The organism is Treponema denticola, from assembly GCF_024181645.1.
Classification (GTDB): Bacteria; Spirochaetota; Spirochaetia; order Treponematales; family Treponemataceae; genus Treponema_B; species Treponema_B denticola_A.
In genome coordinates this window covers 1,902,972-1,925,707 of record NZ_CP058624.1, presented here as the reverse complement: position 1 = coordinate 1,925,707, position 22,736 = coordinate 1,902,972, and the positions used below count along the sequence as shown (strand labels likewise).

The following is a 22,736-nucleotide window of genomic DNA, read 5'->3' as shown; positions in this document are numbered from 1 at the left end:
TTTTAAAAAAATGGAGCGATTAGATCTGCGAGTAGGTTTACCAAGTTAAGATCTTCAATTCCAAATTCTTTTTTTCTGATTTCCACTACAAGATAAATTACGGCTTTTATCTTTCCTTTTAGGATAATAGGGAGAAGAATGACAGAATTCCAGTTGGGAATTCCTGTTATGTTGCTTTTTCCCGAAATATTTTCCCAGTCGATTTTGCACAGTTCTTTTTTTTCGGATATGACTTCCGCTATGAGATTTTTATTTACGGGAAATTCCGGTTTTGGAGTAGTCTTATATTTAAATACATTTTTGGATGTTTTTTCCTTAGTAGGGTAGACAAAAATTCCTGAGTCCGCACCGGCAGCATCGATTATCTTTTCAAGGCAAATTTCAAGCTTTTTTGTTTTTGGTATAGAATGCCGTATTAGAGAAACGGTATCTATAAAACTTAGAATGTTTTTTGTGTCGTTTAGAGTGTTCCCGGTTAATATTCCGGCCAGCTTGTCGGCCTTTTTTTTACCGGGTGCAAGGCCTTCTTTCCATAAAACAGTTTGGTTTCTGCCTCTGTTTTTTGCAGCATATAGGGCTTGGTCTACTTTTAACAATAGGTCTTTTTCCGTACTGCCGTGTTTTGGGAAGAGAGCTATACCTATACTGATGGTTATCCCAATAGCCGGATTATCAAAATGTAAAGCTTCTACTTGTTTTCTGATTTTTTCTGTGATTACCAATGCTTGTTCTTTTTCGGTATTGGGAAGTAGGACAATAAATTCCTCTCCGCCTACTCGTCCTAATATCTGTCCCTTTTTTAATATGTTCAATACGGTATTCGCTACAGCTCTTAAGACCGTATCGCCTGTTTGGTGTCCGAAAGTATCATTTATTTTTTTAAATTTATCCAGATCATACATTAGTAAAGCAAAACTGCTATTCTTTACTTTGGAAGCTGTTAAAAGATCGCTTAATGCATCTTCAGTGTATTTTTTGGTTAATGCCGATGTTAGTTTATCTGTAGCAGCTTCTTGTTGAGCTTTATAACTTTCTATCAAAAATGCAAATATATTCTCGATGCTAAGGCAAAAACTGACTCCAAAATTACCGAAGTTATTTATTTCTTTATTTGATACAAAAACCAAATAGCCTGTTACGGTATTTTCTGTTTGTTTATTACAATGATAATTTATTGGAATAACAAGGTGTGATGAAATTTCGTCATCGGTTTTGATATTTGCCATTTTGTATGTAGATGATTCTATCAATTGTGCAATTTTTTCTATGGCTTTATTTTTACCAAAATTAAATAAAGATTTTATTTTACCGTCATTTGTAGTTATAAATACATCAGCTGAATTTGCAAGAAGATTTAAAGTTGTAAAATTTAAAAGAATTTTTATGTTTTGTAGAAAATCATCTGTAAATTTTTCTATTATATTATCAATCGATTTATTTTTAAATATGCTGGATTGTTTTGTTTGTGCTATAATATTTAAGATAAATGCCGAATTGTTTTTTAGTTTTTCAATGTTATTTTTTGATAAAAGCCGTTTTGTTTGTTCATATGATAATGCATCAATAAATTTCTTATAATCGGGCTTCATATCTTTATTGATATAGTCACATATGATTAATGGAGGTAATCCATAATGGTGGGCATTAAAATAACTTTTTCTGAATTTTAGAGGTATCTTCTTTATAAAAATATCTATTAGTTTTTGGGCTTCAGCAAAGTTAATCATTGCCATGTTAATATTATTATTAAGATAGATTAATCCGAGTTTTATGTTTATATCTATACTTAGATCCAAGATATATTTGTTTTCAATTAAAGATGCTGCTTCTATAAGTTTTTTTTCCGCATTTTCAGGGTCCATATATGCTTCTAAAAATAATAGAGGTGCTTTTATTAATGGATAATCACTGTGACACTTTATCCCGAGTACCATGTTGATTATTTTTCTAAAATCAATGTCATATCGGAAGATGATAATTTTTCTTAAATAATAAATCAGCTCGTAAAACACGAGATATATATTATTCAATAATTCCGGATTGGAAATTATTTTGTTGAGGTTATCTTCCAGTTGTTTTGTTGAATTTATTTTACCTTGTGCAATTTTATTCAGGTTAATACATAATGATGAGAAAACGGATTCAACGCTTTTGTTTTCATCTTTATTGTTTGTATTTTTATCTTGAATTTTATTTGCAGTTTCGAAACTTCCTATTGCATAATAAAACATAGCTTTTGTTTGATTAAAAATATTTATTTCGTAAGAATTTTTTAATATATTTTTATTTTTTAGTGTTTTTTCTATTTGAATTTCAATTTCTGATGTTTTATCGTACATGCACATGGACAAGTAGATATAATGCATAAAGCTATAAGCAAAAAATATTTTATCGTTATAAGAATTTTGTATTATTTTTTTTATTGCCTGATTACAAATCCCATAGGCTGTTTCATAATCATAAAAATGTGAATAGGTAATACCTAGATTAAGTAGAGCTATTGTTTGTGAAAGTGAATTCCCCGATATACTATTATTTTTTAAAATTTTTGTATAATATGTTATTGCTGCATCAAAGTTTCTATATCTTTGTTCTTGGATGATAGCTAAGTTATTAAAGAGTATGTCTTCAATATTGATATCACCTATTTCTTTTGCAGTTTTAAGAGTTTCCAAATAAGCTTTTTCTGCCTCTTTATATTGGCCCAAATAAAACTGATTATTTGCCAGATCCAATAGTACTTTTGTTTTTATTAATTTAAATTCTTTTAAATTACCGCATTTTAATATAGTTTTTTTCGCTTCATCTATGGCTTCGGCATGTTTTTTTTTGTACTGTAAAAATACTATCCGTGCCTTATCAAAAAATAATTGTATATAAGTATTATTTGCTTCAGCGGTAGACTTTTCAGCTAGGGCTAACGATTTGGCAATTTTTTCGGGACTAGATCTGAATTGAATTTCTTGAATCGTTTTTATTATGTGGACTTTGGCTACAAATATTTTATTCGCATTCGATTTTGTTATTAATTTTTCGGCTGATTTTATTTTTCTTTTACATTCTATTAAATTATCATTTTCCAGATATGATTCGGCAAGGATAAGGAGTATATTCAGTTTTTTATTGTTGTCATCGTTTGGGATAAATGTATATATTTTTTCAAAAATATCTATATAGGCTATGTGAGTACATTGTTTCTTTATTTTATCTTTATATTGTATACAATAATTTACCGCCTCTTCAAATAGTTTTGCATTTTCTGCATGCCATAGAAATTCATAAATATCGAATTTTTTTAGTCCCTTCATTTTTTGTATTATTTTTTTATGTATTTCCATTCGATATTGATAATCGAGTTCATCATATAAAGTTTTTTGTAAAATTTTATTGACAATTCCATATTCATCTGTATACGGCTTTGTGGTTTTTTTTATGATGTTTTGATCTAAAAACTTCGGTATATATTTTTTAACGGCTGTGTCTGTTATATTTAAAATTTCCGGTAAAATTTGTATTTTAAAACTGAATTTGAAGATACATAAGCCTTTTAAAAAAAGTAATTCATGTTTATTAAGGTTCTTTATTTGTTTTTTTACGGCTTGCTGTATGTTTGCAGATATAGGTATAGGGGTGGAAGGACTAGATAAATTTGCAGAGAGCTTACATAGTTCGGTTTGCGTATCCTTTTTTAATTCACCGGATATCGTAAGCTCTTTTAAAGCTTCATTAGTAAGCAGGGGATTACCTGATGTATTTAAATATATTTTTTTTAATAATATTTCAGGGACGTTTTTTATATTTATCGTGTTTCGTATTAAACTTTCAGTTTCTATTTCAGATAGGTTTTGAAGATTTACTTTTTTTATAGATGCTTGATTCGATAATGTTTTAATAAGTTTTTTTGCGTGATGATTATTATTAACTAAACTTTCATTTAGAGATTGTATCAGTACTATGTTTCTTTTATCTGAATTTTCTATTGTTATGTATAATATCGTTTTTGTTATAAATTCGCTTATCAAGTGTATATCATCAATAATAAAAACTATCGGTTGCGATGATGCGTTTTCTATTATTAATTTTGTTATTAGGTTTATAAGTTTGTATTTAAGTACGCTTATTTTTGTTATATCTTCGTTGGCCTCTATTTCAGATTTTAAAACATCAAGAATTGAATTTAATTCTTTTTCATAATTTTTTTGAATTAATGCATTCTTTAAAAATAAGCTTTTCATGAGATGAAGAATAAATTTGATATCATCCATATCACCAAGACTTGGAATATAATAAACATCGTTTTTTTCAAGCAATAGCAAAAAATATAACTCATATAAGAAAACTGTTTTACCTACACCGAATGCGCCTGTTATCAATATATTTCTGTTTTCTAGCTTAGACGGCTTTATTTGTTTAAATATGGAAAATATTTCTTTTCTTTCCTTTTCACGATCGATAGAAAACTGATAATTTTTTTCAATACTTATCGGAGTCGAAACACTATAATTTGTATTGATATTGCAATTAATGTCCGATATTATTTCATAAAATGGATAAGCTTCTTTTTTTGCTTTTCGTGCATTAATTTCGTTATATATATTAAGAAAATATGAATAAAGCTGTTTTTCATTTTCATTGTCTAATTGATGTTTTTTTATCTGTTGCAGTTCCTGAAAATATCTTTCATGATTCTTTGTTATATTTTTTTTTAAAAGCAAAGATAGAATAATTGTTTTTAAAATATCATAATTATAGGTAAATGTACGAATTTCCGAATCCGTTAAAAAACTTATTTGATGTGAATATTGATTTTTTTCTGTAACAATATCTTTTGCTTTTAAAAAAACTCGGCCGTTGTTTCTTACCACATAAATATTACTTAGATCAAAATTATTATATACTATTCCGTATGTTATTAAATAGTTTAACTCCTTCAATATTGCAACAAATAGTTCAAAAATTTCTTCTGTTTTAGCATCAAGCAAGAAGTCCAACATAGGTTCTTTTTTTTCTATATATTCAATTGTATATAAGTATATGTCTCCATTTACTGTTTTATCATCTATGCTTATTAAACGTGTAAAATCATAATTTTTTATATGAACTGTTTCTTTTAACTGCTTTATCAGGATAAATTTTTCTTTGATAAATTGCATAAAATCTTCATCCATATTTGAAGCATATATTAGTCTTAGCTCAAACACTCCGCCTTTATCGGAAGTTAAATTTTTAACAATAAAACCGGTGTTGTTTTTTAATTCTAACGGGAGTTCTTTAATAATTCTATATCTGTTATTTAATATTTTCATTTAATTCTCCCCTATATATTTGCAGATATCATATCCGCTAAAAATTTTAAAAAATTGAATTTGCTTAAGTTGAATTTAGCATGTTTTTCGGGAGCCGCCAGGTAAATTACTCCTATGATTTTTTCGTTTTTTATCATGGGAACAACCATCACTGAATTCCATTCCGGCATATTGGTTATGCTGTTCCTTTTTACGATTGAGTCCCAATCCACTTGGAAAATATCCGATCCGTCTTCAGCGACTGTATGAACCAGTGATTCATTAATCGGATAAGATTCAAATCCTATTTTGGTATTAATCTTAAAGATAGATTTATCCGATTTCTTGTTTACAGATCTAAGAATAATTGCTCCGCTCTCAGCTTCAAAGAATTTAACTATTTTTGCCAGAAGCGCTTTTGTCAACTCTTGTTTAGGTATATTCAGCTTTAATATATCACACAGTTCTATTGTAGTGGTTACATTTTCACTAAAAGAAGCTTCATCTGCTATAACAACACCTGTTTGATTTATTTTATTTCCTTTCTTATTAATTATAGATGGATTCCATATGGTAGTTTTGTTCCTGCCGGTACTCTTGGAGTGATATAAGGCTTGATCTGCACTTGTAAGCAGCTCTGAGGCCGATTTTCCATGCTCAGGAAACGCCCCAATCCCAAGGCTTATTGTAATGGTTTTCTCAAACTCGGTAAAAATTAATTTTTCTATTTTTTTTCTAAAATGTTCGGCTATTTTAAAGGCTTTTTGTGAGTCGGCATCGGGTAAGATTACGGTAAATTCTTCACCGCCGTATCTCCCCAATATCTGTCCTTGATTTAAGGAATCCAAAATTGTTTGCGATACTCTTTTGAGGACTATATCGCCTACAAGATGTCCATAGGTGTCATTTATATTTTTAAATTTATCCAAGTCATATAAAATAAGAGAAAATTTTGAATTAGAGTTATATGCATTTTTGATAATATTTTTAAAAAAAATATCAAAGGCTTTTCTTGTATAAGCACCGGTTAGTACATCATAAGCAGAGGATTGCTGAAAGTTTTTGTTTTCGACAATCATTGTAAAAAGGTTAGAATGTTTTTTACAAAAAATTCTTCCCTCATGTGAAAAATTATTTATGACTTTTTCGGATATAAAGATCATAAGGCCTAAAACTTTATAATCATTAGCGCTAAAATTCTGTTTAGTGACAGGGATTACCATACACGGCTTGTGTAAAACTTTTTCTATTGTAGTTATATTTTGGTGTCCGAATTTTATTATAGCGTCAAATATCTTCTGAAAATCACCGCTGTCATCTTTATGATGTAAAACAAAATGCGGTTCATCAGATTTACTTATGTCTAAAAACTCGTAAGATGAGGCAATTACATTTAAAGCTAAAAATTTCATTACGCAAGCTATATTTTGCTCATAATTGTCAGTAAAATTATTAACAAGTTCAACTGATGTTGTATGTTCATAACCTTCATTTTTGAGATAGGTCTCTATCAATTCCTTTTTAAATTTTTTATCTTTTTTTATTATATTTATATGTTCCAGCTTTAATATTTCCTTTAGCTCGGATGTTTCTATATTTCTGTTATATTTTTTTTCTTTTACTATTGTTTTTCCTTTTATAAAATCGGAAACTATATCGAAAGAGCGGCTTAAGTTCCAATTATTAAATAGTTTTGTTTTATATTTTTCGGGTGTGTTTTTAATTATATCTGCTATTTTATTCTGAGTTTTTAAATAATGTACGATAGCTAAACTTTGCATTCCGGTTGCATAATAATAATCGGCTAATGCCTTATTAATAAATAAAGTTATATTTATAATATTTTTATGGTTTATAATATGAAGACTTTTTTGTAAAATCTGTTCAAATTCGGTTTTATTTAAATAAGTTTTTAAATAATTCATAGCCGAAATTTGAAAATCATATAATCCCGGCATATCGAATTTGATTATCTGTATTATTAAGGGCATAAAATCAATATCCGAACGCTTTATAATCATTGTAATAACGGTATCAAATAAATTTCTAGTCAATTTTCTTTTACTTGATTCTCTATTTTGTTTGGAGCGTATATATGAATTAAAAATTTTTATCAAATTATTAATATCGCTTTTATCTTTTTTAATGATTTTTAAGGCTTCAAGCATAAAATATACCATAAATACTTTTCCGCTAGGTTGGTATTTTTTTATTTTTATGCTTTTTTTTAAATATACTATTGCTTTACTATTACAACCGAACTCCTGATACATTCTTGCAATTAAGGTATAAAATATAAAGTTAGTCTCATACACAGATTTTATTTTGTTTTCTCGAGCTATTTTTATATACATTTTTTGATATTCACAAAAATCTTTATATCTGTTTAGATTTTGTGCAATTTCCATAAGTGTTATTATACATGGAAGTTTTAATATTGACATATTGTAAGTAAATATTTTACCTTCCGCATTTTTTGCATATTCATAAGCCTCATAATTATTTTGAATTTCAGCAAGGATTTTTGCATAGTTAATTGTTGCAATAACTTCGGTCGATAAAAAACCGTGTTTTTTTGCCAAATTTATAACATTTTTTATGTATGACATATTTTTTTCGATATCCGGATGTATCTCCCAATATATTAAGGAAATATTGTACATTGCAAGAATTCCTGTTTTGATGTTGCCGGATAAAAATGCAAGTTTTTTCGATTTTTGAAAGTATTTTATAGCCATCCTTCTATCCGACTTTCTTTGATAAATATAGCCTAAGAATATATAAGATTCAGCCTTATAAGCCGGATATTTGGGATTGTTTTTTGTGATCTCCAGTATTTTCTGTGTGGATTCTTTAAAGTCACTATTCTGTTGTGTTATGTGATAATACAAGCATTTTGCGTGCTGTAACCTGAGATTTATGATATCTTTGGGGGATTTTTCATAAATGGCTGTCAATTTTTTTATATATACAAGAATTTCACTATCATTTAAATAAGGATATTCATATCTTACCATTAGATTGTAATAATAAGATAAGAGATCCGTATTCTTTACTTTTGGCAAATTTTCATCAAGGCTTAATTTTATTTCAGCTTCTTTATCTTTTAATCCCATCTGATTATACAGTTCAAATATTTTTAAAAGTATCTTAAATCTATTTATAACATTTTGGCTGATTATAGCAGACGGAATTTTTTCATATATCTTTACTACAGCATCTATATTTTTGGTTTTCATTTTTTGTTTTATTACATCAAGGTAACAATCCAAAACAGCTTTGTTATTGCCGGATTCTTCCAAGTGCCAAATGAGTTCATTTATATCAGCGCCTGATTCTTTTTTTAAAATGTCGGCTATTTTTTTATGTTGCAGCATTTTATGTTTAGGATCTAAAAGTCCATATAAAATATCACGCATGATTTTATTTGTAATCGTGTAGCTTCTTATGTCTCCTGATTGGATAAGAGTAATCAAGCCTTTGTTTATAAGATTTTTTATAGTTTTATCTATTTGTTTTGGCGGCAGGGGTGAAAGTTTGTACAGATAGTTTATTTTGAATACATTTTGAAATAAGGATGTTTCAAAGTATAGTTTTTTTTCGGTCGATGAAAGAGCATTTAATTGATTTGTTAATGTTTCTTCAATTGATTTCGGAATTCTTTTTTGAAATTCATCAGTATATAGTTTTTTAGAAATAAGCCAAGAGCCTGTAAGTATATTCTTATATATCGTTCCCGAATTTACGAATTCCTTTATTATTTCTACTATAAAAGATGGGCATCCTGCAGTATATTTATATAAAACAGGGCCAAAGTATACGGGAGTATATTTTAAAACTAAAACATTTTTCAGCATCTCTATAGTTTCTTCTTCAGAAAAATAATTCAGCTCAAAAGTTTGACATTTTTCATTACTATTTAATATGTTTAAAAAGTTCTTAAACTTATGTGAAACAGGAGCAACAGTTTCGTCGTATGATAGAATTACGCCAAGACGTTCGGTTTCTGTAACTTCGGTTACTAAATATAGAATCATATCAAGCATAAAATCGTCTGCAAATTCCAAATCATCTAAGATAATAAAGGCAGGAAGCGGGCCGATGGTTTTAAAAAATACATTTTTGGCTTCATTGAAAACTTTAAACTTTATATTTTCATATTCTTTTTTTCCATTATCAATGGGCTGCTGATCTTTGATTTGCTTTATGTTTCTTATAAGCTTTTCTCTTTCTGCTATATCTTGAAGGGAATAGAAATCTAAAAAAATCTTTTCTAAAAAATCTTCCCAGAAATGATCCGGACCGGAATTCTTAAGATTATAATTAGAGTATATATTTGTTCCTTCTAATGCTAACCTGTATTCAGCTTCTTTTAAAAACCTTGTTTTCCCTGTTCCCTGATTACCCTTAATGAGAAAGCTCGTTTTTTTTGCCTTTCTTAAACTTATTTCGTTTTTTGCTTGGGATACCAGATTTATTTCCTTTTGCATTCCTACTAATTTAGGCTTGAAGGTTATACAATTAATAGGAGGAATAACATCTACAGGGTAGTTCCGGTCTAGTCCTTTATTTATATCTTGAATAATGGTGTGTATTTTAACTTTATCATTTTTATTTTTATGCTGAATTTGTTTTTTTGTTATTTCATACAATATATTAAAAATATCGGCATCATTTTTATTTAAATTTTTATTTTTATAAACAGTTTTTAGTTTTGTAAGAGCAAATGAAATACTCATTTTAATTTCTTGGCCTGCAAGCAGTGCCGCTATAAAAGAAATTAACGTATCTATATTTTCGCTGGTTCCCGTATAGTCTTCAGCTTGCTTAAAACATACTGATGAATTGTTTTCAAGTTTTGTTGACACAATATCTTTTATTCTTACTTGAAACCCATCTTTTCCTTTGACTATTATTACATTATCGTGAGTGAACTCCTCATACTCAAATCCAATGTTACTCGCATGAACAAGACTTTGGCAAACCGATATTATTATCTTAAGAATATCTTCCATTGAACACTGTTTTACGAATTCCAGAACAGGTATTCCGTTTTCAATATATTCGGTAGTAAAAATATATAAAATTTCATCAGGGCTTAAAGGCGGTAAAGAAGGATAAGCCAGATATAGACTGGAAAATCCGTAATTTTTAAGATGAAAATGGTTATCGATAGCGTTTATTGTAATGAAATTATCTTTAAAAAAATCAAGAACTTCTTTTTTTAGCTCTAGGGATGATATAATTTTTAAGTTAATTTTTGTGCTTTCCGACCATAAGTCTGAGGCCAGAAATTCCTGCACATAAGGAATCGAGTTGCTTATTTTGTTAATAATCTTGTATCGGCTATTGATTATCTCCATAGACTAAACCAAGGCCTGTGATTCAGCAAAAATGTAATCACAGAAACTTGATGATTATATCATATTTCATCAAAAAAGTCTAGCCCTTTTAATATTTTAAAACTTATGGTAAAATGGCTTATGCTGATTTCCGAAATACAGGGTCCTCTTACAAATATTGCCGGAGTAGGTGCTGCCGCAGTCTCACAGCTAAAAAGGCTTGGTGTAGAAAATGCCGGAGACCTTTTAAGGCTTTTCCCGCGGGATTGGGAAGACCGCTCGAAAATAAACGTCTTTTTGGATTGGAACAGGGTGCAAAAAATACACGTAGAAATTACAGTTGCAGGCCATGAATGGTTCGGCTTCGGAAAAATGAGAACCTTAAAGCTGATAGTTGCCGACAAAAACGGAATGACTGCCTCCCTTATATGTTTTAACCGTCCATTTTTAGAAAAAAGCTTCCCTGTAGGGGCTCGTGCCTTTGTATATGGCTCTTTTTATCGAAAATACGGCGAAATTCAGTCATCCGCATTCGATCTTGAAAGACCTGAAAATATGCAGGCAAAGATTCTTCCGGTTTATCCCCTGACTTCAGGGCTTGGACAGGCAAAACTGCGGAAAATAATTGCTTCCGCCCTAAAAATGTATGCCCACGGCATAGATTCCGAGCTTCCCGAGTCTATTTTACAAAAATACGGCCTTCCGCCTAAGCAGGAAGTGCTTTTTATGCTCCATACTCCAAAATCTATGGCTGAGGTAGAAAAAGGCCGCTATGCCCTCATCTTTGAAGAGTTTTTTTTGTTTCAATATGCCATAGGGATGCGCTCTATTGAAAGGCGAGGAAGGCTTCCCAATCTTGAAGATGAAAGAAATATAGATAAAACCGTCAAAAAAGAACCTGTTTTAAGGCCTCTTCAAAGTTCTCTTTTGGCAAGGCTCAACTTTAAGCTTACTCAAGACCAGCTTTCTGTCTGTGCCGAAATAAACGAAGATTTGGACGGCCCTAATCCCATGGCCCGCCTTATGCAGGGAGATGTCGGTTCGGGAAAGACCCTTGTTGCCTTTTTAGCCTGCTTAAAGGTAATAGAACAGGGAGAGCAAACGGCATTTTTAGCTCCTACGGAGCTTTTAGCCCGCCAACATGCCGAAAATGCGGCCCGTCTCTTGGAGCCCCTCGGCATCCGCCTTGCCTTTTTAACCGGAAATACCAAGGCCAAAGGAAGGAGCAGGCTTTTACAGGAATTGCAAAAGGGAAATATCGATTTGATAATCGGCACCCATTCTCTTTTTTCTCAAGGGGTGCAGTATAAAAATTTGCGGCTTGCCGTAATCGATGAGCAGCACCGTTTCGGCGTTCTCCAGCGCTCGGCCATAATCCAAAAGGGAGCTGAGAGCAATGAAGAAAAGAGGAGTCCCCACCTTCTTATGATGAGTGCGACCCCCATTCCCCGCACCCTCGCTCTTTCTATCTTCGGAGATTTGGATATTTCGACCATTAAAACCATGCCGCCCGGAAGAAAGCCGATTATCACCTATGTTGCAGGGGAGGATAAGGCTGAAAGGGTTTATAACTTTATCGGACAAGAGATTCTACAGGGCAGACAGGCTTATTTTGTATACCCTTTAATAGAAGAAAATGAAGACCTTTCCTTAAAATCGGCCGAAAGGATGTTTGAAGAATTAAAGACGGGCTTTCCCAATCATAGTTTGGCCCTGATTCACTCCAAGGTTGCGGAAGAAGAACAAAAAAGAATAATGGAAGAATTTAGGTCGGGAAAACTTAATATTTTGGTTGCAACCTCTGTTGTGGAAGTCGGTATGGATGTTCCCAATGCGACCTGTATGGTAATAGAACATGCCGACAGGTTCGGTCTTTCCGCTCTTCATCAGCTTCGCGGAAGGGTCGGGCGTGGAGACCTGCAAGCCTATTGTTTTTTAATTTACGGAAAAAAAATTACCGAGGACGGAAGGGCTCGGCTAACCGTAATGAAGGAAACAAATGACGGCTTTATAATTGCCGAAGAAGATTTAAGACTCCGCGGCCCGGGAGATATAGGAGGGGTTGAGCAGTCGGGCTATCACCTAGGCTTTACAATTGCCGATCCTGCCCGCGATTTTAAAATCTTGCAGGAAGCCCGCTCTGCTGCCTTTGAACTCCTCGAGCAGATTAAATTTTAGAAAGCTGGTTTATAAGGCTCGCCATATCTTTGGGATAGCTTGCACTTATTTCGATTTTTTCCTTGCTTATAGGATGAAAGAATTTTAAGGAATAGGCGTGGAGGGCAAGACGCGAGATTATAGGACGCTCCTCATATTTGTCGCCTCTCCAATTCTTTTTTAAGGCCGATATGTAGACGGGCTCTCCGTTTCCGTAAAGATTATCGCATAGGATAGGAAGCCCAAGGTGTTTTAGGTGAGCCCTTATTTGATGGGTTCTGCCCGTTATGGGACGGGCTTCTAAAAGGGAAAAGCGGCTGAATTTTTTAAGAAGGCTGAATTCGGTTAAAGACTCTTTTCCTTTTTTTTCGTCTATGACGGTGCGGTGCATCTTATCCCCGTCTATTCTAAGTTTTGCCTCAGTCTTAAAATTTTCTTCTTGAGGAATGCCGGCCGATACCGCATGATAGATTTTTTCGATTTTGCGGTTTTGAAAATCATCGCTTAAAATTTTATGGGCTTCCGCATTTAGGGCATAGATGATGAGGCCTGAAGTTTCCTTATCAAGCCTGTGCACAGGATAAATTTTCCTCTCGCCCTTATCCTTGTAAAGTTCTTCAAGTATCTTATCAAGGCGGGGAGCTTCGCTGTCCCAGCGGTCGGCCCCTACAAGGAGGCCGGCACTTTTATTTACAATGAGAATATCCTTATCTTCATATAAGATTTCATAAAGTTTTTTTTTCATTATAATTCCAAGTTTGTGATTTTTAGCCTTGATTACCGTTTAAAAAGCAGTCGGTACCTTTCCGTAAAAAAGGCTCAAGGCTCCATCGGCCGAGATTAAAACTTCTTCTTTTGTATCGCCGTTTGTATCATCGTCTGCCTCAAAAATAATCAAGTCCAATTTGTCAAGATTAAAATCTTTTTTTTCGTTGACTGTTTCGGCTCTAAGCAAGGCTTTGGTATTGTACAAAAAAATCCAGCCGATTTCTCCATTCAATACCGAAAACTTTAAAACCGAATTTTTGTTTAGAGCAAAGTTTTTTACTTCCGTTTCTACACCGTCTTTTACCATGAGGTTAAAATCCCTTACCCTTCCCATGCTGACCGTTTTTGCTCCGCCGTCAAAGGCATAGACTTCGTAGGGCTTAAGTTTGGTAAAGTTTTTTTCGTCATGGCTTATTTTTAAGTCCCCATTTAAGGGAGAAATAAAACGGAAAAATCCCGGAAGAGGGGTAAAGTCGGATCTATCCAAATCGACGGTAGCTGAGCTTAATCGGAATAAAAAATCCCTTTTTTTGTAATCGGCTTCACGCGGATAAATAAAAAGCTCCGTTGTAGTGCCTCCGCTCCAGTTTGAAGTTTTAAAATCTTTTTCTCTGTAATGTGTAATTTTCATAAGTTAAATCCTTTTTGCGATTAACGATAAAATATTATCCCGCCCCGTTTTTTTTGCAGCAGAGCTTACTATAATAAGCTCTTCGTCAAAGTTAAAAAAAGAGACCCAAGCATTTTTTGCCTTTATCTGATCATTTTTGCCTATCTTATCGGCCTTGGTTCCGACTATTACAACCTCAATATTTAAGCCGTGAAAAAAGCCGATACTTTCTTTTTCGATTTCGGTTGGCTCCCTCCTCATGTCCATTAAAAAAAAGATGGTTTTTAAGAGGGGTCGGTTTGTACAATATTCGTAGAGCATCTTGTCGATTTGCAAGGTCATTCCGCCTGAAAGTTTTGCATAGCCGTAGCCCGGAAGGTCTGTAAGCACAAACATGTCTTTTGGAGCCGGCCCTGAAAATTTTTTTGTCTTGGGGTTAAAATTTAAAGAAGCCGGACGGTTTACCAAGAAGAAATTTACTTCCCGCGTCATTCCGGGGCGGGAGCCTGTCTTGACCAAATTTTTTCTGTTGACAAGCATGTTTATAAGGCTCGACTTTCCTGCATTGGAGCGCCCGAAAAAAGCAAATTCTGAAACACCGATTTCCGGAAACTGTTCCGCCTTAACGGCACCCTTTATAAATTCCGCATTTATAATTTTCATAAAAGGAATTCCGAAAATGCTTTGAGAGCAGGGGGCATATCTTTTGAAAGCACCTTCTTTGCAAGGGTTTTTCCGAGCTGAACACCCTCTTGGTCAAAGCTGTTTAAGTTCCAGATAAAACCTTGGAACATCACCTTGTTTTCATAATGAGCAAGGAGGGCACCGAGGTTTTCGGGGTTTAGCTCTTCCCCATAGATTAAACTTGCGGGGCGGTTGCCTGCAAAGTCCTTGTTTTTGTTTGTATCGGTTTTTCCTGCTGCAAAGGCCATAATTTGGGCTGCCAAATTTGCATTCAGTTTTTGCATATTGGTTGAGCCCTCGCTTTCGATATCAAGACCGATTTGGCTTTTTTTAAAGCCTATAAACTGCAAGGGGATTATATCGCTTCCCTGATGAAGGAGCTGATAAAAAGAATGTTGTCCGTTTGTGCCGGGCTCTCCGAAAATTACAGGGCCCGTTTTATAAGAAACTTTTTCGCCGAATCGGTTTACCGTTTTTCCGTTTGATTCCATGTCCAACTGCTGGAGATGGGCAGGAAAGCGGGAAAGGGCCTGACTGTATGGAAGAATGGCCGTTGCCGAGCAGCCTAAAATGTTTCTTTCATAAACACCGAGAAGAGCGTCCAAGAGGCTTGCATTTTCTTTTATGTTTTTGTTTAGTGAAAGCTTATCTCCTTCGGCTGCTCCTTTTAAAAAGGCATCCACCGTTTCCATGCCGAAGGCGAGGGCGAGTACTGCCGCTCCGCAAACCGAAGTTGAAGAATATCTTCCGCCTATAAAATCGTCCATATAAAAGGAAGTAAGATAGTCGGGGTTATTTGCTAGGGGGCTTGTTTCGCTTGTAACTGCAAGCATTTGTTTTTTGCAGTCAAGGCCGTTTTTTTCGAGAACGGATTTTACAAATCTTTCGTTTGCCAGAGTTTCCTGGGTTGTGCCGCTTTTTGAAACGAGGATAAAAAGGGTGCTTGCAAGATTTATGGAGTTTAAAACTTCGGCCGCATCGTCGGGGTCTACATTGGAAATAAAATGAGCCCTCATCTTTTTCTTTGCCCGATTTTTTAAGGCTATGTACATGGCTCTGGGACCTAAGTCCGAGCCGCCTATTCCGATCTGAACCACATCGGTAAAGACTTTTCCTTGAGAGGTTTTAATCTTGCCGGAATGAACAGCCTCGGAAAATTCTTTTATTTTTTTTAGCTCGTTGAGGTAAAAGCTCCTCATGTTTACACCCTTATAAACTACATCATTTTTTAATTGCCCGCGGGTGAGCTGATGGAGTGCCATACGGTTTTCGCCCGTATTTATAAAATCTCCGTTGAGTAAGAGCTCATATTTTTCGATCAGCCTTTGCTCATCGGCGAGGGACTGCAAAACCTTAAGAATCTCATCATTTACAGGCTTGGCCGCATAATTATATTTGAGGTTTCCGCCCATTTTAACCGAATAATTTTTTACTCTTTTAACCGAATTTTCAGTATTGAAAATATCTGCGAGCTTTAAATTCTCCGCTTGTTCTTTATGAACTTTTTGTAATTGTGTAAAAGATGTACACTTATCTAAATTTTTCCATTCCATAAATTCTATTCTAACCCTTTTTGAGAAAAAAAACAACTTGTTTAGCAAAGCTTCTCAAAGCTTTAATTGGAGCAGTCTATAAGCCAGTCTTTAATCGTACGTTTTTCTTCATCAAAACTTGAACCGATTGCTATAATTTTTTTACCGCTTCCTGAGTACTTGTCTGCATAATTTTTCTCTTTGATTTGTTTTACGGCATTTTCCGCTGTTTCATTTGAGGTAAGCTTAAATTCAAAGATATAAACCTTATCGTTAAATTCAACAACACAATCAGCCCTGCCTGTTGCGCAATGAACTTCCGTATGCACAAACTGGTTCATCAATGCAAAGACAAGATAAACCGCTGTCTGATAATTTTGTTCACGCAAGGCCAAATCCTTTTCGGTTAAGGTATCGTATGGTATACCAGAAATTATCCCCTTCATCTTTTGCATAAAGCCGTCTACATCTCCGGCTTCAATTTGCTCGTAGAATTCCCAAATCGAAAGCCCCGTTTTATCGGTTCTTATTGAAGTGTAAGCCGGAAGCAAATTATCCAAAAAGCCGTAACGCACCTCATCATTCGGAAAACCCAAACGGTAAAGCCTCGAAAAATCGTTATAATCTTTAATCGTTAAATACCCCGATTGAAAAAGAATGGGCAAGGGATTTATTGTATCTGCTCGGTAGGCTTCCAGACCGGACTCATTCATCTTTACGTTTCCGTCAATGTCGGGAATATTATAATAAGCTTTTTTTAAGTATTCTACCAAAAATGTCGGCGTGCCGGTTGCGAACCAATAGTCACGCATCCTTCCATCGGCAAAAACATTTAACAAGCTAAATGGATTATACATATTTTTTCCGTCTTCGGAAAATTTATAGCCGTCATATCTTTGCTTTAATTTTGCAAGAGCTTCCTCATGAGTCAAGCTATTATTTTCGGCAAGGGCTGCAATCTCAGGCTTAAAATCGGCTTCAAGCTCTTCTTGCGAAATACCGCAGACAGCAGAGTAATCCGACAATAGGCTTAAATCCCGTAAGTTGTTTAAATCACTGAAGATACTCACCTTACTGAATTTTGTAACTCCGGTTAAAAATGCAAAGCGGAGGTATTGGTCTGCACTTTTAATAACTCCGAAAAAATCTTTGAGAATTGTGCGGTAGGTTTCGTTTAAGGCTTCATCCTTCCACATCGTTTGAAGAAGGGGTTTATCATATTCGTCAATGAGGACGACAGCCTGCCTGCCGGTTTTTTCATAGGCAGCCTTTATTAAACTTTGAAAACGGTCGGGCAGGTCAAGGCCTGTACTTCCATATATTTTTTCATATTCGCACAAAAAAGAAGTCAGCCTATTTAAAAGACCTTCCTTCGTATCATAAATACCCGTATTAAAATCCAAATAGAGTACCGGATATTCCTGCCAGATTTCACGTTTTCCTTTTTCGGCTTCTTCAAATTTCTCAATCGCTAAACCTTTGAAGAGTTCTTTTTGCCCTAGGAAGTAGGCTTTTAGAGTAGAAAGCAAAAGGCTTTTCCCGAAGCGGCGCGGACGGCTTAAAAAGTGGACCTTACTGCTGTCAACCAGTTTCCATATAAATTCCGTTTTATCAATATATAGGAATCCTTTTGACCGTAAATCTTCAAAACTTTGAATGCCTATGGGCATTTTTCTAATCGTACTCATGATTGTATTATATCAGAAAAATACGTGGTTTGCAATCGAAAAATAAAAACCTATTTCTGCTATTGACAAAAACGGATTAAAGCTACATCATATAAGGTATGAAGCTATCTAATATTTTTACATCATCGCGGCTGGTGCTGGCGCCCATCATCTATGTTTTGTATTTTTTACCGGATTGGGTTCCGTTTATAAATCCTAAAATTACCATTCTTATTATAATTCCGATTTTTATCTTTATGGAATTTACCGATTTTTTGGACGGCTATTATGCGAGGCTGCATAATCAGGTGGATGATTTCGGAAAAATATTTGATCCCTTTGCGGATGTAGTCGCAAACGTAACGGTTTTATTTTGTTTTTTGATGGACGGCTTTTTGTTTGCCCCTTTCTTTTTGATTATAGTTTATCGTGAATTCGGTATCATGTTTTTGAGGATGAAGGCACGCGGTGAAGGCATAACTATAGGGGCCAAGATGGGCGGAAAAACGAAAACCGTGCTTTATATTATAGCGGCAAGCGTTTCGATGTTTTTAAAACTTGAAAAGATTTACGCATTTTTACCGCCGGCCATTAGCCAATACATTCTTTATTTTAACTGGCTTCTTTATTTTGCGGCGGTCATTTTGTCACTTGCTTCATTTACCGATTATATTACTTCATATTTAAATACAAGGAGAACTGTTGATGAATAATCAGGACGAATTCAAATTTGAAATTACAAAAAGCTACGGAATTATCTCCGAGGGGAAGGGCGGTTGGAACACCGAACTTAACGAGGTATCATGGAACGGCCGAGATCCTAAATTCGATATAAGGCCTTGGTCTCCCGATCACCAAAAAATGGGAAAGGGAATTACCCTTACAAGGGATGAGCTTATAGCTTTAAAGAAGCTTTTGGACGAGGCCAGAATCTAGTTTGAGAGCTCAAATTACATCATTTTTTGGCAGGCTTCAACCGCAAGGCGATCGCAGGCCTCGTTTAAGGGATTGCCTGCGTGACCTTTTACCCAAATCCATTCAGGCTTAATCAAGGCTGAAAGGGCATCCAGCTCCTGCCAAAGGTCTTGGTTTTTTACTGGCTGTTTGGAGGCTGTCTTCCAATTATTTTTTTTCCAGTTAAAGATCCACGAGCTTATACCCTGTTGCACATATTGAGAATCGGTGTGTACCGAAATGCTTTTATAGTCCAAGGTTCCGCCGGACTTGCCGATTAAAAATGCAGGCCCCTCTTTTATCTTTTTTAAGGCCCTTATAACTGCCATGAGTTCCATGCGGTTATTGGTGGTAGATTTTTCGCCCCCATTTTCTCTGCATATTTCCTCTTTTGAATCTTTATTTACCATTATATAGGCCCAGCCTCCGGGGCCGGGGTTTTTGGAGCAGGCTCCGTCCGTGTATATTTCAATATTCATTTTTGCTTCCTCGCTTTGTATCTTTCATAGATTCTTAGTATTTCTTTTTGAGTTTCTTCCCAGCCGAGGCAGGGGTCGGTTATGGATTTACCGTATTCGCTGCCTTCTTTTGCTTTTTCTATCGAGGTGCTTCCCTCTTGGATAAAGCTTTCAATCATACAGCCCCTTATGTAGTCAAGAGGTTCATTTTTATCGAAGCGGAGCTTTAAGCTTTCTTCAAAGATGCTTATCTGTTTTTTCGGATCCTTTCCCGAATTTCCATGGGAGCAGTCTATTACTACGCTCGGTTCAAGCATTTTTTCTTTCATAAGAGAGGCCGCTTTTTTAACTTCTTCTCTATTATAATTGGGCTTTGAAATTCCGCCTCTTAAAACCAAGTGCGTGTCCGGATTTCCGGTTGTGTGGATTATTGCCGAAAGTCCGTTTCGGGCAATGCCTACAAAGGCATGGGGCAGGCGGGAAGCAATTACTCCGTTTATAGCGGCCGTTATGTCTCCGTAGGTTGTATTTTTAAAGCCCACCGGCATTGAAAGTCCTGAGGCGATTTCTCTGTGGATTTGACTTTCGGCAGAGCGTGCTCCTATCGAAGCCCAGCTGACAAGGTCGGCAATGTATTGGGGAATCATAGGGTCTACCGTTTCGGAGGCGGCAGGAATTCCTATTTCGGCAAGTTTAATCAAAAATTTTCTTGCCTTTTGAATGCCTCCTTCAATATTGATAAAGCCGTCAAGTTCCGGTTCTACGATAAGACCTCTCCAACCTAAAACGGTTCTGGGTTTTTCAAAGTAGGTGCGCATTACAATATAGAAAGAATCGGCACATTTCTTTTTTAGCTCTAATAGGCGCATAGCATAATCCTCGGCTGCCTCCGTGTCATGAATCGAACAGGGGCCGACTATGAGTAAAAAACGCTCATCCTTTCCGTTTATTATATCGCTGATAGTTTTGCGGGACTCGGCTATAAAAGAATAAAGAGAATCCGATGCGGGTATTTTTTCTACCATTTCGGCAGGAGAACTTATGCAATGAATCCTCTCGATTCTGAGGTCTACAAGGTTTTTTATCATCTTTAAAAACTCATCTTTTTTACTTCTCTTTGAGAGTATGCCTCTTCTAAAAGGGCGTCTATTTCCATTCTTTCGAAAATTTCGGCCGCATCTTTGAGGTTTGAGTGTAAAATAGGGTGCTTGGGTGAAAACATCACACAGCAATCTTCGTACGGCAAGATTGAGGTTTCGTAGGTGCCGATTGACTTGGCTTCTATCGTAATTTCTTCCTTATCAAGGCCGATTAGGGGCCTAAAAACAGGAAATTCCGCATAAGAATTGGTTACGGTCAAGTTTTCTACCGTTTGACTTGCAACCTGAGCAAGGCTTTCTCCCGTGATAAGGCATTTGGAATTTATACCCCTTGCCGTCATATTTGCTATTTTCATCATGCAGATTCTCATCATTAAAGTTAGATAGGCCTCGGGGCTTTTTTCTCTGATTTGCTGCTGCACCTTTGTAAAAGGAATTATATTGAGGTATCCGCCGAGGCCGTAAGCGGCTAAGATTTCAGCCAGTTTTTCAACCTTAGCTTGGGCTTCGGGTGAGGTATAAGGATGAGAGTGAAAATAAATATAGTCCAGCTTCATCCCGCGGGTAAGCATTTTAAAGCCCGCAACGGGGGAGTCGATTCCTCCCGATAGGAGCAAAAGCCCCCTTCCCGAACAGCCGCAGGGAAGACCCCTCCGTCCCTTGTGCTCAAGGCCGTAGATAAAGGCTTTTTCTCTTACTTCGATGGAGATTACAATGTCGGGATTATGAACGTCTACTTTTAAAATCCCTTCAGTATGGATTACCCCTCCTACTTCCCGTGAAATTTCGTAGGAGGTCAGGGGGAATGTTTTTTCGCCTCGGCGGGATTCTATTTTAAATGTCTTAGCCCCTGCATCTCGGGCTTTTATGGCTTCGGCTTTGGCAGTCTCGGTAATGGCTTCAATAGTTTTTTCGGCAGGAAGGGCTTCTGCCCAGCCTGTAATGCCTATGAGTTTATTTAGGGCTTCTTCGGTTTTTTCTTTAAATTCGGGCTTGACACTTACATACATTCTTCCGGCTCGAACGCGTATATTGGGTTTAGCCTCCGGTAAATAGCTGCGTAAATTCTGCGAAAGCCGCATTTCAAAGTCTTTTAAATTTCCTTTTTTTAGGTTAATTTCGCCTATTTTTGCAAGATAGAAAAGTTCTTCCATAAGTTCATATTCTAGCCAAAAAATGTAAAAAAGTCCATCAGGGGGAATTTATTGACATATAATAATTCCCATCTTGACCATTCGGCAAAAAAGCTGTATCATCTAAGGATTGAGGTATGTATGAAACAGATTAAAAAAATTATTTTTCTGGTTATGTTTGTGTTTGTAAGTTTTTCTGCCTTTGCTTTTGAAAAAGGCTTTACTCTGGGCCTTAGAGCTAATTTCTCCGGTTCTTACACTAATCCCTATATAAATGAGGCAGATAAAAAATATCTTGGTGCCGATTTTATGAGAGGGATGGTAGGTTTTATTATGAATGGCGAAGCCGAACTTACCTATATTTTTGATTCTGTCAGATATTTTAATTATACGAATAATAATATGTTCGGAGGGCTTGGTCTCGCTTTTAATCTAGGTATAGGGCAGGGTTTTTCGGGACAGATTTCAGGAACAAAGAATATGAGTTTTAATATTCCTGGTGTAGGCAGCTATACAAAAGATATTGAAGTTTATTGCCGTGTCTATATGACACCCGTTATAACCTTCGGAACAAGTCTTAAAACGATGCTTTTAAAAAACAGGCTCGTTTTAGGCTTCGGGATAGGAGGAAAGATGCTGGCAGATCCGCAGCCTACTTATGAGCTTTATACAAATTTAAATGAAGAAGAACTAAAGGAATTAAAAAAAGAAAATATAGATTTTTATCCTGAGACAGGTACATTACTTATACCCGAACCGATGATGAAAAAAATGAACCCTTTAGGCCTTCTTTTAAAGTTATCGATTGATTACAATCAACCAATAATTTCTACAATGGGCCTTACATTGGGAGGTTATGTGTCTTATTCCATTTATAAGCCCGGTTATGTAGCTCTTCCTAAAAAGATAGAGGATGCTGCAATTATTAATGGCGAAAAAAATGGTGTTGGTGTAAATTTTGCACGGGATCCTATAAAATCGTTTTTTATGAATAACCTGGACTTCGGAATAAGTCTGGGACTTTTATTTAAGGTGTGAGGTGAAAT

At 35.2% G+C, this 22,736-nt stretch carries 14 protein-coding genes; 4 read left to right on the top strand and 10 right to left on the bottom strand.

Annotated features, from left to right (window positions below; genetic code table 11):
• Window positions 1–2 precede the first annotated feature (2 nt).
• Together HO345_RS08965 and HO345_RS08960 are read right to left on the bottom strand one after the other, a co-directional pair.
• Entirely contained in the window at window positions 3–5,306 is a 5,304-nt protein-coding gene (locus tag HO345_RS08965) for a diguanylate cyclase (RefSeq protein WP_253682595.1), read from the bottom strand.
• A gap of 11 nt (window positions 5,307–5,317) precedes the next feature.
• Window positions 5,318–10,648, bottom strand: a complete 5,331-nt coding sequence (locus HO345_RS08960; RefSeq protein ID WP_253682594.1) for a diguanylate cyclase — start codon at window positions 10,646–10,648, stop codon at window positions 5,318–5,320.
• A 120-nt stretch (window positions 10,649–10,768) separates the two neighbouring features.
• On the opposite strand from HO345_RS08960, the gene recG reads away from it, so the two are divergent.
• Entirely contained in the window at window positions 10,769–12,805 is a 2,037-nt protein-coding gene (gene recG, locus HO345_RS08955; RefSeq protein ID WP_253684598.1) for an ATP-dependent DNA helicase RecG, read from the top strand.
• Here the strand turns inward: recG and HO345_RS08950 are convergent.
• From HO345_RS08950 to HO345_RS08930, 5 genes are all read right to left on the bottom strand, one after another.
• On the bottom strand, window positions 12,795–13,562 hold the full coding sequence (locus tag HO345_RS08950; protein ID WP_301338719.1) for an RluA family pseudouridine synthase: 768 nt from the start codon (window positions 13,560–13,562) through the stop codon (window positions 12,795–12,797). The two genes, recG and HO345_RS08950, sit on opposite strands and share 11 nt — an antisense overlap.
• A gap of 6 nt (window positions 13,563–13,568) precedes the next feature.
• On the bottom strand, window positions 13,569–14,183 hold the full coding sequence (locus HO345_RS08945) for a HutD family protein (protein WP_253682592.1): 615 nt from the start codon (window positions 14,181–14,183) through the stop codon (window positions 13,569–13,571).
• Between the two features lie 3 nt (window positions 14,184–14,186).
• Window positions 14,187–14,825 (bottom strand): ribosome biogenesis GTP-binding protein YihA/YsxC, encoded by a 639-nt coding sequence (yihA, locus tag HO345_RS08940; protein WP_253682591.1) that lies wholly within the window; start codon window positions 14,823–14,825, stop codon window positions 14,187–14,189.
• Window positions 14,822–16,399: a glucose-6-phosphate isomerase gene (locus HO345_RS08935; protein WP_253682590.1), complete on the bottom strand. Its 1,578-nt coding sequence runs from the start codon at window positions 16,397–16,399 to the stop codon at window positions 14,822–14,824. Before HO345_RS08935 ends, yihA begins: the two co-directional genes overlap by 4 nt.
• A 62-nt stretch (window positions 16,400–16,461) precedes the next feature.
• Entirely contained in the window at window positions 16,462–18,066 is a 1,605-nt protein-coding gene (locus HO345_RS08930; protein WP_253682589.1) for an ATP-binding protein, read from the bottom strand.
• 98 nt (window positions 18,067–18,164) lie between these two features.
• On the opposite strand from HO345_RS08930, the gene pgsA reads away from it, so the two are divergent.
• Together pgsA and HO345_RS08920 are read left to right on the top strand one after the other, a co-directional pair.
• On the top strand, window positions 18,165–18,758 hold the full coding sequence (gene pgsA / locus HO345_RS08925) for a CDP-diacylglycerol--glycerol-3-phosphate 3-phosphatidyltransferase (RefSeq protein ID WP_253682588.1): 594 nt from the start codon (window positions 18,165–18,167) through the stop codon (window positions 18,756–18,758).
• On the top strand, window positions 18,751–18,981 hold the full coding sequence (locus tag HO345_RS08920) for a YdbC family protein (protein ID WP_253682587.1): 231 nt from the start codon (window positions 18,751–18,753) through the stop codon (window positions 18,979–18,981). The genes pgsA and HO345_RS08920 overlap by 8 nt, the downstream gene beginning before the upstream one ends.
• A 14-nt stretch (window positions 18,982–18,995) precedes the next feature.
• Here HO345_RS08920 and rnhA read toward each other — a convergent pair whose 3' ends face one another.
• From rnhA to thiI, 3 genes are read right to left on the bottom strand one after another with little or no spacing between them, the layout of a single operon-like run.
• Complete coding sequence (gene rnhA / locus HO345_RS08915; RefSeq protein WP_253682586.1) at window positions 18,996–19,478, bottom strand: ribonuclease HI; 483 nt, start codon at window positions 19,476–19,478, stop codon at window positions 18,996–18,998.
• Window positions 19,475–20,545, bottom strand: a complete 1,071-nt coding sequence (locus HO345_RS08910) for a 3-deoxy-7-phosphoheptulonate synthase (protein ID WP_253682585.1) — start codon at window positions 20,543–20,545, stop codon at window positions 19,475–19,477. Before HO345_RS08910 ends, rnhA begins: the two co-directional genes overlap by 4 nt.
• Window positions 20,546–20,547: 2 nt before the next feature.
• Window positions 20,548–21,711 carry a tRNA uracil 4-sulfurtransferase ThiI gene (gene thiI / locus HO345_RS08905; protein WP_253682584.1) on the bottom strand — a complete coding sequence of 388 codons (1,164 nt, stop codon included), beginning with the start codon at window positions 21,709–21,711 and terminating at the stop codon, window positions 20,548–20,550.
• 120 nt (window positions 21,712–21,831) lie between these two features.
• On the opposite strand from thiI, the gene HO345_RS08900 reads away from it, so the two are divergent.
• Window positions 21,832–22,728, top strand: a complete 897-nt coding sequence (locus HO345_RS08900; RefSeq protein ID WP_253682583.1) for a hypothetical protein — start codon at window positions 21,832–21,834, stop codon at window positions 22,726–22,728.
• Window positions 22,729–22,736 lie beyond the last annotated feature (8 nt).